Source organism: Microcoleus sp. OTE_8_concoct_300 (assembly GCF_031383065.1).
Classification (GTDB): domain Bacteria; phylum Cyanobacteriota; class Cyanobacteriia; order Cyanobacteriales; family Microcoleaceae; genus Microcoleus.
In genome coordinates this window covers 1-14,386 of sequence record NZ_JANMZH010000119.1, presented here as the reverse complement: position 1 = coordinate 14,386, position 14,386 = coordinate 1, and the positions used below count along the sequence as shown (strand labels likewise).

Here is a 14,386-nt window from a genome sequence, read left to right as displayed (position 1 = left end):
AAATAATGTCTTAGTCTGGTATTTTCCCCTTCAACTCGGGTCATATAAGTCTTGCTAATAATCTGATCCCCATCGGTCATAAACATGGGATATACAGACCATCCATCAGTTACATAAAAATAGCATTTCCCTGCACTTACTTGGTCCCATAATGGTTCAAATGTCTTAGCGCTATGATCCCCTAATACCCATCCTAAAATTCCTGGTTTAAAGTGGTCAACCGCTGTCCACAGCCAGATCCTGTCTGTTTTTTTTTTACATAAGTTTGTAATTCATCGAGCTCACCAACTTCTGGGATGACTTCAGGGTCATAAACATCTGGCAACTGTTTTCCGACTTGTTTTACCCAATTTATTACTGTGGTATGATGAACACCCTTAACTCGTTCTATCGCCCGTAAACCCATACCATTGACATACATTTTTAGGCAATCACGTTTGATGGCCTCGCTATAACCTCTCTGGGGCTCATACTCATTGATGAATTGACGACCACATTGGACACAAATGTGATTCTGTTTTCCTTTTTTCTTGCCGTTTTTACGGATATGGGTTGATTTACATTCTGGACATTGCATAAATTATTCCTCCTATTCATACTCTAACTCAGCAACGCCAGAAAAGTTAGTGGCGGTTCCCGTTCAAGGTCACGGTTCCAAGATACTGCCAATTTATTGACAGTTATACAAACTTGCCGTCGTCAAAGACGTTCAGTCCGCCAAGTTTTTTGAGCAAGCGATCAAAGCGAGGGTTAATCCTGCTGTGCAGACCCCATCTTTAATACCCCAAGTTGAGACCTGAATCCTTACAATCACCCTAACCTTCCCTCCCTCCTATCTTATGGTACTCTCGTTGCTTAAAAACTGTCCGAAGTATTGATGATTTTACTTAATTAAAAAGGTATATTGGCTCAATTATCCGAATAAAATTAAAAAAATAAAGCTTTCAACCCCTTAGACAGCAAAGAAAACGGTTTATTCAACTATCAATAAAATTGATAGTTGAATTTTTAGTGATCGAGGAGGACATGAATCTTTTCTTTCTCTAATTTTAGCACAGCTTTTAGCACAGCTAAAACTAGAGAAAGAAACAGCCCTGCCCTGCCTCCTCTCCCCTCTCTTCCTCTGTGGAACAGGCGGGACACCTGTGAATCCCTGCACAACAGTGGAACAGGCGGAACGCCTGTGAATTCCTGCGGTTCAATCCAACACCCCCTCACCAACAAATGTGGGGCCGAACATCCAGCCCGCCCCACCTTCTCCAAAAGCACCCAAACCCTTCACTTCACCCAAGCCGGATGAGCCATCAAAGCCGCAAACGGCTGCACACCCCGCAACTGATTCGACAGTGGCAAATGGCCCCTAGGCGCGCTCAAATCCCAAATAAACTCTTGCGGATACCGCGTCCAATTATTCCCCTTCTTCCAGCCAATTAGCGGCCACAACTTATCCCAATTCTTCCCCGAACCGAGCCAAATTTCCCGCTGCACCGAAAAGCCAAATTTGCCTTCGGAATGAACTTTCCACAGGGTATTAATTGTTTGCAAATCCGCCACCGGCAAACTCTCCACTTGTGTAAAATACAGCCACTTTCTCACGGAAGCTGTATCACCCGCCAATTCACAAAGCTTGTCTAAAGTCAAGCGATCGGCTTCTTGAAATTCTTGTAACGCCAATAATTGTTGCAGCGGAGTGTAATCAATGTTAGAGTCCGAGCGCAGCGGCACAAGCCCAGTCGGAAAATTCGCTTGTAAAAACTCCGCCGCTCTCGGAGAATTAGCACTGTAAAGAATTTGGTAAGCCTTACCCATTACCGCAGTCGCTGCCTCTGACTTGCGCTCTAATAAAAATTCCATCAATACATCCCAACCGGAATCTGCTATTTGTTGTTGCAGCAGTTGCAGTTGAGTTTTTTCCGAACCCGACCTCAACTGAGAGCGGAGTTCGGCTGTATCGGCCGCCGAGTCTAGAGGAGAAGTAGAAATCGAGTCAGTCATGAGAAACTATCAGCTATCAGCTATCAGCTATCAGCTATTAGCTGAAGCCCTGGTTTTCCCCCATTGTACAATGGTACTGACTCCGATTCACTTCTGTGTACTCGGATGCCTGCGCGCAACGCCGCTTAGTTTAGCCTCACGCCGGCACACTCTTCGCCAATGGCAGCAATCGCAAATAAGTCTACCATCTGAATTTTACGATCGATGCCATTTAAAAGAGTTTTTCTTGAACCTAGTCGTCCACGATCGAAACCCATGCAGAGAACGAAGGCGGAAAAAAGTTTATGTCATATTCCGAGTCTTCCCACTCTTTGACCCAAAGCGGCACGGCGCCGGGGCGAGGAGTTGCAGCAAAGGTGCGTTCTTTGACTTCGATCGAGTGAAATAGCTGTTTTAAAGTATCTCCCCGATCCAAAGCTTCGCTGAGGATGTCGTCCAAGTCAGGATCGACCCGTTTGACGCGGTTTTTGTCCTCCTCAAGCCACAGAAGTTTCAAAGACTTCAGATCCCTCGGACTGAGGATGCTCTTGTAGTACACGCGCTTGAGGGTCGCTACGGGCTCCAATGAGCGTTCTATCCGGCGAATTTGCTGAACTCGCAGGTAGTGCCATTCCGCTAAACGCTTGCTTTCCGAAGGCGGGAGGGTTTCCTTCCCTGCTGCGTGTTTGTAGTCGTATTTAATCAAACTGCAAGCCATATTGGCTAGCAGGTGAATCAACTGTTTTTCTTTGGGTGTCGCCTGACGCCGTTCCTGGGTTCTTGTCAATACGCGCTGTCTGCGGGTAGTTTCGAGAGTATTTTCCATTGGGTTTTTACGATATGAAATACGATTGTGCCAGATCCGAATCCCGAACATCCGAAGGTAAGGAAGTTGATAGGCGGGGAAACTCCACCGACAGACTCGCCTTACCTGTTTATTTTCCCATTCACCGTTCTCTGAAACTGACCCCCACCCCCGGGATTAGGTAGACTGATATTGGGATCGAGTTTTAACCGCCTCGATCGGAGGCGGTTGCGACAACAAATGCCACCACAACCACAACCACAACCACAACCGCACAAGAGCTAACCACACAAGAGCGCCAATTATTTCCTGCCTTTACCGGTTTTTACCTCTTCTTGCTCGCCATCCTCATTCGTTCCAGTGTAGTTAAAGTCAGCACGACTCTCCCAAGCCGTCAAACTGCTGGCTGATGAAGGTTGTGGGGCGATCGCAGAAGCGCTGGCGCTACCTGCATCCAAAAAGCCGAAGCCAGCCGAGGCAATTAGCCCTAATACTAAGATGCTGTTTTTCATGTTCGATGACCCTGATTTGCGTAGATTGACACTTTTTGGCTACCCCGATCTATCAGAAACGGGTTGATGCAATAACCCACTTGTCTTCTGATAAATCTGCCTGTCATAATCAATTCAGACAGGCACACCCGCTTGTGATCGGAAACGCCGGAAGTGACGTGTTACTAATGTCCACGATCATCCACCAACCCGAATCTTTTGGGTAGTGGAGCGAAAGCCATCAGGGCGTCGATCCATCAGGGAGTTATGCCATCAGGGTGCTAATCCATCGGGTAGTTAAGCCATCAGGGCGCATCTTCTACAATTAGCCACAGACTTAACTTTTATAGTTGAGCGAGTGGTTAGCCGGACTCTGACAACGCCTTTAAGAATTAAACTTTTTGTGGATTCATCCCGAAAAGTTTGTTCTTAGGAATCCCAGAACGCGAAAGTCCGGGGAAAGTCAGCAGCATGGAATTCCATGCAATCTAAGTCAACTAAAAAAAACGCAGATTAACGATATCTCCCACTCAAGCAGTCCTCAGCCAAACGCTGGGGTTTTTTATTGGCAGCCCTTGCTAAGCCTTGTCCCCCGGCATTCGGCAGGCCGATCTTAAGGCCTAAGGTTGACGGCGCTGCGGTTATGAGTTTCCCTGCCAATATCATACCACCGGCTGAATTTTAAAGTATTTTTGTAAAAAAATGTAAAAAAAGGGCGTTTTATCGTTCTCAATCCGAGAAGAGTGAAAATTCATATAATAGTGTAAAGAATCAAGTGCCGGGGTACGATCCTGCAGGTCGCAGGATTTGGGGCGAACGCTTGCAAAGATACGTTAAAGATTGAGAAGGAGAAAGGTGAGCTAGTAGACAATAGAGTAAAGAGGAACAAAAATTTTCAACCTTAGTAAGCTGGCAATAATTGCAATTTGTAAGCTTTAGATCGCACACCTACGGGGCGCACCATCTTGATGAATTCCCAGATGACAGCATTCGTCAACTCAACCTATCAATATCAAGTCGGAGGATATTTGCCGGCCGGTGCGCCCACCTATGTCAGGCGATCGGCTGACAGCGAACTCTACCAAGGACTCAAAGCCGGAGACTTCTGCTACGTGTTGAGTTCGCCGCACATGGGAAAGTCCAGCCTGCTAGTGCAAACGGCCAAAAGGTTGCAAGCAGAAGGTACAGTTTTTGCTGCCATCAACTTGAGAAGCATCAGCAGCCCAGATATCTCCCCCCAAAAGTGGTATGCCGCAATCATGTACCGCATCGCGAGCAGTTTGCACCTCACAAACAGGTTTGATGCGATCAAGTGGTGGAACGATCGCGAACTGCTGTCGCCGGTGCAGCGATTGGAGATATTTATCGAAAAAGTTTTGCTCAAGTCTATTCGGCAAAAGCTGGTAATTTTCATAGATGATATTGACAGCACCATCGGCCTAAATTTCAGTACGAGCGATTTTTTTGCTTTGATCCGGGCTTGTTACTCCAAGCGGGCAGAGCAACCAGAATACGATCGCCTGACTTTTGCAGTTCTGGGAGTAGCAGCCCCGTCAGAATTGATCCAAGATCAAAGCTGTAACCCTTTTAATATTGGACGGCCGATCAATTTAAGTCTATTCCAACTGCACGAAAGTTTGCCGCTAGCAAAAGGATTGGCACTCAAAGCTTTTCGCCCCCAAAAAGTGCTCCAAGAAATATTAGCTTGGACGGGAGGTCAACCGTTTCTGACTCAAAAGCTTTGCCACTTGGTACTTGAATACGAGCCTTTCATTGGCAGAAATTCCGAAGCCCAGCAGGTTGAAAAACTGCTCAAACACAGAATTATTAAAGATTGGGAAGAACGGGACAATCCCCAACATTTGACAGCTATTCGTGATCGCATTTTCCATAGCCGCTACGACCTCACGCGGCTGTTAACGCTGTACCAGCAAGCTTTGCAACCGCCTGACCCGACCAAACCTCAGGAAGCGCAGGGAGTACCGGCAGATTACTCTCCCGAACAAATCGAATTGCAACTGTCAGGATTGGTTGTTAAGTCTCAGGGTAAATTAATAGTTGCTAACCGAATTTATGAGTCAGTTTTCAATCAGTTCTGGGTGGAAAAAGAACTGGGTAAATTGGCTCCGTACCGCTGGGCGCTAGCAGCATGGCTGGCTTCCGACCGCAAAGATGAATCGCAGTTATTGACAGGGGAAAGTTTGCAGTCAGCTTTGGATTGGGCGGCGAACAAACAATTAAGCCAAGAACACTATTGGTTCTTGAATCCCGATCGAACTTTTCGGGAAGAACCGACAGCCGTTGCGGCACCAGTTGCAGACAGCAGCGCAGACACCGATGCTGACAGCAGGATTCTCACCCCGCCCTCAGAGACTGTTCCAAGTGGCAGCAACGAACAGAGATTGTACGATCACATCGTATCCTGCGTGGAAACAGAATCCCCCGCACAGGTGATCGAGCGGTTCCAAAAGCTATTTATCGACGGCATGGGCTATCCCGATCGAGAAATTGAAGCAACTTTGTACAGTATAGTCTCCGTCAAGCGAGCGGATTACGACTTTAAATATATCCTCCACCGCTGCTGCTACATCCCGATCAACCGCTGGCAATTGCACTCACAAAACAAATTGGCGATCGCAAATTTAGTAGCTTTATTTAAGCAGCCTTCTCCCCGATTTGGGATGGAATTTTACATAGTCAAGCGCTTGCAAGAACAAATAGCATTTTTTACGAAAAGTGAAGAATTCCAGACCCTAGAGCGCGTAGTAAAAGTCGTAGAGAGAGAGCCGGAACCGCAGAAAGAAGATACTAATTCCCCCTTGGGTGAATTGATTTGTCGGTATCCTTATTTGTACGGGCATTCTCTGCTGAGCAAGGACAGCATTGAGGAAGACCATGAAACCATTAAAAAACTGGAATTTCAAAGACAGCGACAATTTGAAAGAGATTTGTCTCAATATTTAAATTATTTGGTTGAACCGAGAAATACAGAGATAGGAATTGTGCAGTCGGCAGCCAATCCCACACTTTTGAATGATGCGGAACTGCACTTAGCTGTTAGGGAATTTGCCGGAAAAGTAGCAGGCGATCGCACTTACAAAGAATCGGCTCAATTTTTCCTGAGAGATGCCCGAAAAAGTCCATCTTACGGCTCATTTAAAGTGGATTTATATGAATATTTGATATCGTCGGTAGAACCAGAATACGGCGGGCGTCAATTTAAGGATCGTTTGTACAAGCAAATCAAAAATACATTGCCAGAAAATGACTCGGTGAAATTAAATAATCTATTGTTAGTTGGGACTTGCCACCAATTGTTCAACTTCTTAGTAGTGGAAAATTCTCAACATCCCAGCCACTACGTTTTTTACGACTTGGTGTACAACCTCGGCCCCAGCCGGACAATGGGTTTACTGCTGAAACTTGTACTGCTTTCGGGCAAGGTTAAACCTGAGTTGGAAAAGCGATTTTCTATTTTGTTTAATCACTATGAAGGTAAGCCTTCTGATGAAATTATTTGGTTTATAAAATCCTTGGAAAATTTCAATGTGGCTTTGGTAGTAAATTTTGGCAAGGCGGATTTGTCTTTAGTTAAACAGCATCTTATTTTGAATTGACAACAAAATTGATCGGGCTGCCTTATATAATGATAGTATTAACTCAAAAAAATTCAGGTAAAACACATGAAAGCCTTTGAAGTCACAGGAACGCTCGACGAAAAAGGTCAATTAATTCTAGATCGACCTTTAACACTAGACACTCCGGGCCCCGTGCGAATTATCGTCCTTCTTCCCGAACCTACAGATGAAGCTGAAGACGACCCCGACGATACGACCGTTGAAGAAGTAAAAGCCAGTCTCAGAAGAGCGTTGCAGCAAGCCAAAGCCGGACAAACCCGACCAATCTCTGAACTGTAGGAGAGAATCGATCGATTTTAGATTTTAGATGATCGCATGATATCAATTCCGGTAGCATCCCAATAGTAAAATCCAGTCAATAGTCAACAATCACCGATGTGGGAACCGGAAGTTATCTAATTCATCTGCGTGAATCTGTGTTTATCGGCTATCATCTGCGGTTAAAGAAAGAGAATTTTGCAACCGCAGATGACAATGGATGAACGCGGATTCACGCAGATAAAGAGAAGAGAGATATCAATAATTCCGATGCTAACAGATTTGATATGATTTATCAAATAGAATCACCGTCGATCGTACTTTTGTTAACCATTTACTCAAAATCCGTGAAGCGAAGCTATCTTCCCGCAGGGTAGGGAATCGCGCAGATATCAGCCTCAACTCCATCCGCAGCATCATAGCCGAGTTTGATGAAAACGAATAGCGGTGTATTATTAACTCTATGATTAGCTATCTCAAAGGCACAGTAGCCGATATCGCCAAAGGCAGCAACCGCGTCATCCTGACTCTCGAAGTCAATCAAATCGGCTATGAAATCCAAATTTTGCCCCGTGTGACCGGTCAATTGCCAGCATCCGGCGAAGTCGCCCAAATTTTTACGCACCAGCAAGTTAAGGAAGACCAAATTGTATTGTACGGTTTTGGCAGCGCGGCAGAACGCGATTTGTTTCGGCAGTTGACGAGTGTTAGCGGTGTGGGAGCTCAACTGGCGATCGCACTTCTCGATACTTTAGGATTGCAAGATTTAGTCCAGGCGATCGTCGGCGGTAACACCCGCATCCTCGCCAAAACCCCGGGCGTGGGTACAAAAACCGCAGAACGTCTCGCCCTGGAACTCAAAAGCAAACTCTCGGAATGGCGACAGCAAGCAGGTTTGACAACTTCAGTCGCCGCCGGAGTCCCCCCAGCTATTCAAGAAGAAGTCGAGATGATCCTGCTGGCGATGGGATACACTGGGGCGGAAGTCTTGCAAGCGCTGCAAACCCTCAGTCAAGACAGCACTTTGTCCGCCAAAGGTGATGCGGATGATTGGATACGTGAGGCGATCGCCTATTTGAGCCGATAATCGCCTACAACATCTAGCCGCCCGTCCTAAGTATGTTTGCAATTCAAGTCTATTCTGCTCAAAAAACAAACCCATCCGTGGCAATTTTTTTCTCGTTGTTATGCGAACGGTGTGATAACATAGGAGATTGTGACAATCGTACAAAAAAAACTAAAATCAATTCATGGCTCTTACACAACAGCGCAAACAAGAAATCATGGGCGACTTCCAAACCCATGAAACCGATACCGGTTCAGCAGATGTCCAAGTCGCGATGCTGACCGATCGCATCACAAAACTCAGCGCCCACCTGAAAATCAACCAAAAAGACTTCGCCTCCCGGCGCGGTTTGATGATGATGATCAGCCGCCGCAAGCGCCTGCTAGCATACCTCCAAAGGGAAAATGTCGATCGCTACAAAGCATTGATTGCCCGTCTAGGCATTCGCGGCTAAACACCAAAGCCAAAATTTGCGACAATATTCTTTAATCTTGGACAAACACCAAGACTTATTGAAAAATGTTCGAGATTTCAGGTTAAAGATAAAATATGTCCTCCGAACCACCCCGCAAGCGCTTGCCCTTTGAACCGGCAACAAATCGTAAAAAAACGCCTAAAAACCCCCCAGAACCCCAAGCAAGCTTAGCCTTAGAGTCGGATTCTGCCGACAAGCAGCCGAAAGCTAACAAAACCGGAAAACAGTCGCAATCTATCCCAGAAGTAGTCAGCCAACGCATGATATCCCGCATAGCGGTATTCTGCGGCATACCGACAATCCTGGGAATTTCCACATTTTTTGTAAGCTATTTGATAGTCAGCAAGGGCTTGTTCGATCTGCCTAACACAGCAGTATTGCTGGTAAGCATGGGCTGTTTTGGTCTGGGCGTTCTGGGATTGAGCTACGGAGTCCTCTCGGCTTCCTGGGATGAAGAAGTTTCAGGAAGCACTCTGGGGTGGGAAGAATTTAATACCAATTTTGGCCGGATGCGAGAAGCGTGGCGCGCCGCCAAGTCAAAAAGTTAGCGCGCTGAGTCTAAGAAACCGGGTTTCTCTGGGAATTGACGCATCTTCACGAGATTTTACGCAGAAACCCGGTTTCTGAACCGCCCCGCGCTGAGTCAAAAAAGTCCTTACTGCAAACAAGTCGATCGCCCTTATATCTATTTTTCTGATTCCATCCGTGGCATAATGCGTGTGTTAGCGCAACAAATCTAGCAAAAAAAAGGAAAAAATATGATTATTGTAGTCAGGAACCTCAGCTATCAAGGCATGAGGCTTGTAAGAGAAATCTAGCAAGCCATCCTGACCAGACCACCGCAACGCGATCGTTGGGTAAACGTTATTTGAGTTACGACACCGGGCGGATGCGTAGCTAGTCCCCCGCTCTGTCGCTTGTGATTAAACAGTTCTAAGGTCACTGGAACAGTGTTGCAAGCCTAAAAAGCTCTTGTAACAGGTCGAAGCTAACATTACCCCGTAAGGGAGGCACAACCCGTGCAAAACGCTATGTGTACAGGGTTGTCAAACTTGAGACGGTAACTGTCCCGTGGAAAGTAGATTACAAAAGTACACCAAGTCCAGCAACCCCAAGGCAGTAGCGCTAAAACTGTAAAGCCGTCCTAAAAAGACGGGGTTTCTACCCATTTTTCTGATGATTATAGTAATGAAAGCCGGCACTCCAGAAGCCGAGATCGATCGACTAGACGAAGAGCTCCGCACTAACTGGGGTTTGACACCAGAAAAAATCGTCGGCCGTTACAAAGTTGTTATGGGTTTGGTAGGCGAAACCGCCGAACTCGAACCTATGCAACTGCGCGAAATGAGCACCTGGATTGAGGAAGTGCTGCGCGTGGAAAAACCCTACAAACGCGCTTCTATCGAGTACCGCCAAGGAGAAGCCAGCGAAGTACCGGTGGCTTCTCCTTTAGGAACTGTAATGATCGGCTTGCATCACCCGATCGCGATCGTAGCAGGCCCTTGCTCGGTCGAAAACGAAGAAATGATTATCGAAACGGCAATGCGCGTCAAAGCTGCTGGAGCTCATTTTCTGCGCGGTGGCGCGTACAAACCGAGAACTTCTCCCTACGCTTTCCAAGGCCACGGCGAGAGTGCTTTGGGATTGCTGGCGGCGGCCCGGGAAGCTAGCGGTTTGGGAATTATCACGGAAGTTATGGATGCGGCGGACTTAAGTGCGATCGTGGAAGTAGCCGACGTGGTTCAAGTCGGGGCGAGAAATATGCAGAATTTCTCACTGTTGAAGAAAGTCGGAGCTCAAGACAAACCTGTTTTGCTGAAGCGCGGCATCTCGGCCACCATTGAAGAATGGTTGATGGCTGCTGAGTATATCATGGCTGCTGGCAATCCGAACGTGATTTTGTGCGAGCGCGGAATTCGCGGGTATGACAGGCAATATACGCGCAATACGCTAGATTTGTCGGCGGTACCAGTGTTGCGGACTCTGACTCACTTACCGATTATGGTTGACCCGAGTCACGGCACCGGTTGGGCGCAGTTTGTACCCTCGATGGCGTTTGCTTCGATCGCCTCTGGTACTGATTCGCTGATGATTGAAGTGCACCCGAATCCGAAAAAAGCTTTGTCTGACGGGCCGCAATCTTTAACACCGGATCAGTTCGATAAGTTGATGGAAGAATTGGCGGTGATTGGTAAAGTCATGGGTCGTTGGCCGCAGCCCGTGCCTGTTTTGGCATAGACACAGGCGAAACGCCTAACGTAAAATGCGATCGCGGTTAAATCCCCGACTTCTTAAAGAAGTCGGGGATTTTGTTATTCTGTTTTTGGAATAGAGGCCCAGGGGCAATACGGTTCAGTTAAAACTATTTATTCCTCGGAGATCCCCCTAAATCCCCCTTAAGAAGGGGGACTTTGAGTAAGTTCTTGTCCCCCCCTTTTTAAGGGGGGTTAGGGGGGATCGAGCTTAACTAAACCGTATTGGAGTCTGAGGAGCGATCGTACTTCTAGAAAAGTTTGGAAATTTTGTATAATTGATATTTGAGTTAATTAGCGAGAGGGCTGGGAGTCATGGTAGGCATCGGAACCAAACTCACTTTAGCAGAATTTCTAGCTTTGCCCGACGGAGATATATATTGTGAGTTTGTAGATGGTGAAGCAGTTCCTAAAGTGTCTCCAAAATTTTTTCATTCCAGTTTACAGGGAGCTTTGTGTGGCCTGATTCGTGTATGGTGTAAAGGACTGGGGCGAGTGCTTCCAGAATGGGCAATTTTGTTAAAACGTCAGGATAAAGATTGGGTACCTATTCCCGATTTAACGTACATTTCTTATGAACGTCTGCCGAAAAGTTGGCGGCGAAATGAAGCTTGTTCCGCAATTCCTGAACTGGTGATTGAGATTATATCGCCGGAGCAAAGTATGAAGGAATTTGAAGAGAAGGGGAAAGATTATTTGGCGGCGGGCGTTCCGCGAGTGTGGGCGATCGATCCAGAGGCTATTTTAATTAAAAGTTTTTTGACCGATGGTTCTAGTCAAGTTTATACGGATAATACACCGATTGTGGATGAGTTGCTGCCTGGTTTGGAGTTGACGACTAGACAGATTTTTGAAGAAGCGGAATTGATTGATTGAGGGCGATCGCAAACTGCAGGAGCTAAAATGAGAGGTATAATTTATCGTATCTCAATGTTCTTAGGCAATGACTGCTTTTAATGCTAAAAATTTAACTCTCAATGAAGTTATCCGCCTGCTAAAACTTCAGAAATTGCCCAACGGCTCATTCACTCCGTTATTATCCCTAGAACCTTTAACCGAATTTGAACAACAGGAACTTATACAAACTTGTGAAGACTTTGATAGCTACCTGACAGATGGCAAGGTTTCTGAAGGTCAAGTGAAGTTAGTATCCGTTGGCCCGTTACTGCGGTTGGCAGGTTTTTATCGCTCTCCAATTAAGATGTTGTTGGAAGAAGGCATCGCCGATATTGCTATAGAAGATGAAGACACAACTATTACAGGGCGTTTCGATCTTTTGGCGATCGACAAAAATACACTAACAACGACAGGTGTACCTTTCTGGATTTTAGTAATCGAAACCAAAAATAGTTCGATCGATGTATTAGCCGGCTTGCCTCAGTTACTCGCGTATGCTTATAAAAGTCTAGAGTATCAAACATCCGTCTGGGGGTTGGTGACCAATGGAGCGCGCTATCAGTTCGCCTACATCCAGTCTGGAAATCCACCTACTTTTCAGTTGATGCCATTACTAAATTTAATGGATTGTGAACCTTCCATCCAGATTTTACAAGTCCTTAAAGCTCTGTGCAAGTTGCAGAATACTCCGTTAGGTAATTGATACTAAATCCGGGTTTGACACCGCCTCGCTCGTTCGGCGATGGAAATCGCTACTACTGATTTTTGAAGAGGCGGAATTGATTGATTGATTGAGGGCGATCGAACTCTGTGCAAGATATCAGTCGTAGGGTGCGTGAAACGGGAAAACTTTAACTCGCGGCGATGGGACTATTGACTGTCACGCACCGCGACAAAACCATAGTATTTACAAGGTAGGATGTTTTTTTTTCGCTTACCTGTTACTCATTGAATTAGCGAGCACTTTGATTTAAGATTGTAGGACTTACGCATTGACAAAAAACATCATCTATGTATTCTAGACAATGCCACCACTACTAAAGTTTGCTAAAATATGCTCACGTATAACTGAAGTGAATAGATTCCTTTGGACTTCATACCAGTTACTAATTATTTTTTCAGACCGCATCAACTCTAATTTAACAAAAGCTTGAAGTGAACAAAATACATGAGTCTTGATTGCACAGGTATCTCTTACCATGAACCGACAAATTCCACATACTTGCTTGATGGCTCTATGAAAGGTTTCAATTCGCCAATGAGTATCATGAATTGTGATAAATTCATCTCTTGTAATCTCAGCGATTTTTTCTAACTCTGGCAAATAGAAAATATAGTGTCTAGACGCCTCTTTTTTAAAGCTTTTTCTAAACAACTTTATAAATCCAAATTCTTTTAAATGAGTTATTAATCCTGACTCAGGAATTTCCCGAGTGCTTACCTGGCAATAATTATGTGGCTCATTTGATACTGTCCTGTTTTTTTCAATTCCGAAGAGAAAACCCAATTTCTGGTTTTTTAGAAATTTTAAATTTTCCACTCCTGAATACCAACTATCTCCTGTTACTATTTTTGGCTTGACTCCCCAATTTATTATTTCACTCACCATTTCTCTAAAATAATCGTTTTTTGTTTTTCCCTCCTTTTTATCATAAATTCTGTAATTTATTGGGACTGAATTACCATTAATATCGCTGTAATATAGGGTGATTAAATTTAAACCAATAATAGTTTTATGAGCTTTGCCTGACCAAAAATAACTAATCAATTCGGCATTTTTAGGGTGGCTGTAAATCTTTTCTATGACTGTATCGTCTACACTTAGTATCCCTCCTGTCAAGTTGATTATTTTCTCAATCTCGCTGAATAAGTCTTTCGGCTCATACCTTTCTCTTAACAAAAAGCGATTGATAGAATCGTGAGAAACATCTCCCAATATCTCGGATAATCTGCTACATCCTCCCAATTTGGGTTCTGACAACAAAAATAAGGTGTAAAGGTCTATATTGCATTGTGCCGTAGAGGGTTTAGTTATTTTTCTCATTGTCCGATACCTAGAAAGTAGACGACCTATATTTATCAATTCACTGTTTGGTTATTTTGTCAATGCGTAAGTCCTACAATCTCTAAAATTTTCAGCAACACTTTCAGAAACAGAAATTGTTGTTTTGCTTTTGAAAAACACAGAAACGTGTTTCTGAAAGGCAGTATATTTAGCAAAAGTATCAGCCTCAATTTTACGGCGTTTATATTCGACAAATTGGTCAAAAAGCTCAGAAACAGAAATAGATTCTTGTTTCTGGGGCTTGTACTTGGCGAGGGAGGGGTCAAAATTACCACTAGCAATGTCTAGCTCGATTTGGCTGGCTTTCATAGAAGCGACTTTACGATGGGAGCATCCCGCTTTTTAACTAAGCAGAAATACCGAGCTTGATGTCGTTATTTAAATATGCACATCTCAGTCTTAAAATTTGAGGCACATTTTTTTCGTTCCACTGTGCACCTACAATCTTAATTCTTGCTCCAATCT

Annotated in this window: 13 protein-coding genes and 2 pseudogenes; 9 read left to right on the top strand and 6 right to left on the bottom strand. The window is 45.0% G+C overall.

What is annotated here, in order from left to right:
* Positions 1-577 (bottom strand): annotated as a pseudogene (locus tag ACUVJL_RS05855) (IS1 family transposase); the annotation flags it as partial.
* A gap of 39 nt (positions 578-616) precedes the next feature.
* On the opposite strand from ACUVJL_RS05855, the pseudogene ACUVJL_RS05850 reads away from it, so the two are divergent.
* Positions 617-800: pseudogene (locus ACUVJL_RS05850) on the top strand (IS66 family transposase); the annotation flags it as partial.
* A gap of 478 nt (positions 801-1,278) precedes the next feature.
* On the opposite strand, the gene ACUVJL_RS05845 reads toward ACUVJL_RS05850, so the two are convergent.
* From ACUVJL_RS05845 to ACUVJL_RS05835, 3 genes are all read right to left on the bottom strand, one after another.
* Complete coding sequence (locus ACUVJL_RS05845) at positions 1,279-1,995, bottom strand: GUN4 N-terminal ARM-like repeat domain-containing protein (protein WP_445244994.1); 717 nt, start codon at positions 1,993-1,995, stop codon at positions 1,279-1,281.
* A gap of 232 nt (positions 1,996-2,227) precedes the next feature.
* Positions 2,228-2,800 carry a hypothetical protein gene (locus ACUVJL_RS05840; protein WP_445244993.1) on the bottom strand — a complete coding sequence of 191 codons (573 nt, stop codon included), beginning with the start codon at positions 2,798-2,800 and terminating at the stop codon, positions 2,228-2,230.
* 281 nt (positions 2,801-3,081) lie between these two features.
* Positions 3,082-3,291, bottom strand: a complete 210-nt coding sequence (locus ACUVJL_RS05835) for a hypothetical protein (protein WP_445244992.1) — start codon at positions 3,289-3,291, stop codon at positions 3,082-3,084.
* Between the two features lie 959 nt (positions 3,292-4,250).
* Here ACUVJL_RS05835 and ACUVJL_RS05830 point away from each other — a divergent pair.
* From ACUVJL_RS05830 to ACUVJL_RS05795, 8 genes are all read left to right on the top strand, one after another.
* The gene (locus tag ACUVJL_RS05830; RefSeq protein WP_445244991.1) at positions 4,251-6,887 is read left to right on the top strand and encodes an AAA-like domain-containing protein; all 2,637 of its coding nucleotides are present in this window, start codon (positions 4,251-4,253) and stop codon (positions 6,885-6,887) included.
* Positions 6,888-6,953: 66 nt separating this feature from the next.
* Entirely contained in the window at positions 6,954-7,187 is a 234-nt protein-coding gene (locus ACUVJL_RS05825; RefSeq protein ID WP_445244990.1) for a type II toxin-antitoxin system RelN family antitoxin, read from the top strand.
* A gap of 442 nt (positions 7,188-7,629) precedes the next feature.
* Positions 7,630-8,253, top strand: a complete 624-nt coding sequence (gene ruvA, locus ACUVJL_RS05820; protein ID WP_333156680.1) for a Holliday junction branch migration protein RuvA — start codon at positions 7,630-7,632, stop codon at positions 8,251-8,253.
* A 163-nt stretch (positions 8,254-8,416) separates the two neighbouring features.
* Positions 8,417-8,686: a 30S ribosomal protein S15 gene (gene rpsO / locus ACUVJL_RS05815; protein ID WP_333443682.1), complete on the top strand. Its 270-nt coding sequence runs from the start codon at positions 8,417-8,419 to the stop codon at positions 8,684-8,686.
* Positions 8,687-8,781: 95 nt separating this feature from the next.
* The gene (locus ACUVJL_RS05810) at positions 8,782-9,255 is read left to right on the top strand and encodes a PAM68 family protein (protein WP_445244989.1); all 474 of its coding nucleotides are present in this window, start codon (positions 8,782-8,784) and stop codon (positions 9,253-9,255) included.
* A gap of 628 nt (positions 9,256-9,883) precedes the next feature.
* Positions 9,884-10,945: a 3-deoxy-7-phosphoheptulonate synthase gene (gene aroF / locus ACUVJL_RS05805; protein WP_445244988.1), complete on the top strand. Its 1,062-nt coding sequence runs from the start codon at positions 9,884-9,886 to the stop codon at positions 10,943-10,945.
* Positions 10,946-11,274: 329 nt separating this feature from the next.
* Positions 11,275-11,835: a Uma2 family endonuclease gene (locus ACUVJL_RS05800; RefSeq protein ID WP_445244987.1), complete on the top strand. Its 561-nt coding sequence runs from the start codon at positions 11,275-11,277 to the stop codon at positions 11,833-11,835.
* Positions 11,836-11,902: 67 nt separating this feature from the next.
* A complete protein-coding gene (locus tag ACUVJL_RS05795; RefSeq protein WP_445244986.1) occupies positions 11,903-12,559 on the top strand; it encodes a restriction endonuclease subunit R in 657 nt (218 codons plus the stop codon).
* 315 nt (positions 12,560-12,874) lie between these two features.
* Here the strand turns inward: ACUVJL_RS05795 and ACUVJL_RS05790 are convergent, their stop codons facing one another.
* Together ACUVJL_RS05790 and ACUVJL_RS05785 are read right to left on the bottom strand one after the other, a co-directional pair.
* Complete coding sequence (locus ACUVJL_RS05790; RefSeq protein ID WP_445244985.1) at positions 12,875-13,900, bottom strand: IS701 family transposase; 1,026 nt, start codon at positions 13,898-13,900, stop codon at positions 12,875-12,877.
* 51 nt (positions 13,901-13,951) lie between these two features.
* Positions 13,952-14,230, bottom strand: coding sequence for a hypothetical protein (locus ACUVJL_RS05785; protein ID WP_445244984.1), 279 nt, complete (start codon positions 14,228-14,230; stop codon positions 13,952-13,954).
* Positions 14,231-14,386: the final 156 nt, after the last annotated feature.

Bases quoted from the DNA above. Each gene is read 5' to 3' on its own strand.
- ACUVJL_RS05845 (WP_445244994.1), bottom strand. From the start codon at position 1,995: ATGACTGACTCGATTTCTACTTCTCCTCTAGACTCGGCGGCCGATACA.
- ACUVJL_RS05840 (WP_445244993.1), bottom strand. From the start codon at position 2,800: ATGGAAAATACTCTCGAAACTACCCGCAGACAGCGCGTATTGACAAGA.
- ACUVJL_RS05835 (WP_445244992.1), bottom strand. From the start codon at position 3,291: ATGAAAAACAGCATCTTAGTATTAGGGCTAATTGCCTCGGCTGGCTTC.
- ACUVJL_RS05830 (WP_445244991.1), top strand. From the start codon at position 4,251: ATGACAGCATTCGTCAACTCAACCTATCAATATCAAGTCGGAGGATAT.
- ACUVJL_RS05825 (WP_445244990.1), top strand. From the start codon at position 6,954: ATGAAAGCCTTTGAAGTCACAGGAACGCTCGACGAAAAAGGTCAATTA.
- ruvA (WP_333156680.1), top strand. From the start codon at position 7,630: ATGATTAGCTATCTCAAAGGCACAGTAGCCGATATCGCCAAAGGCAGC.
- rpsO (WP_333443682.1), top strand. From the start codon at position 8,417: ATGGCTCTTACACAACAGCGCAAACAAGAAATCATGGGCGACTTCCAA.
- ACUVJL_RS05810 (WP_445244989.1), top strand. From the start codon at position 8,782: ATGTCCTCCGAACCACCCCGCAAGCGCTTGCCCTTTGAACCGGCAACA.
- aroF (WP_445244988.1), top strand. From the start codon at position 9,884: ATGATTATAGTAATGAAAGCCGGCACTCCAGAAGCCGAGATCGATCGA.
- ACUVJL_RS05800 (WP_445244987.1), top strand. From the start codon at position 11,275: ATGGTAGGCATCGGAACCAAACTCACTTTAGCAGAATTTCTAGCTTTG.
- ACUVJL_RS05795 (WP_445244986.1), top strand. From the start codon at position 11,903: ATGACTGCTTTTAATGCTAAAAATTTAACTCTCAATGAAGTTATCCGC.
- ACUVJL_RS05790 (WP_445244985.1), bottom strand. From the start codon at position 13,900: ATGAGAAAAATAACTAAACCCTCTACGGCACAATGCAATATAGACCTT.
- ACUVJL_RS05785 (WP_445244984.1), bottom strand. From the start codon at position 14,230: ATGAAAGCCAGCCAAATCGAGCTAGACATTGCTAGTGGTAATTTTGAC.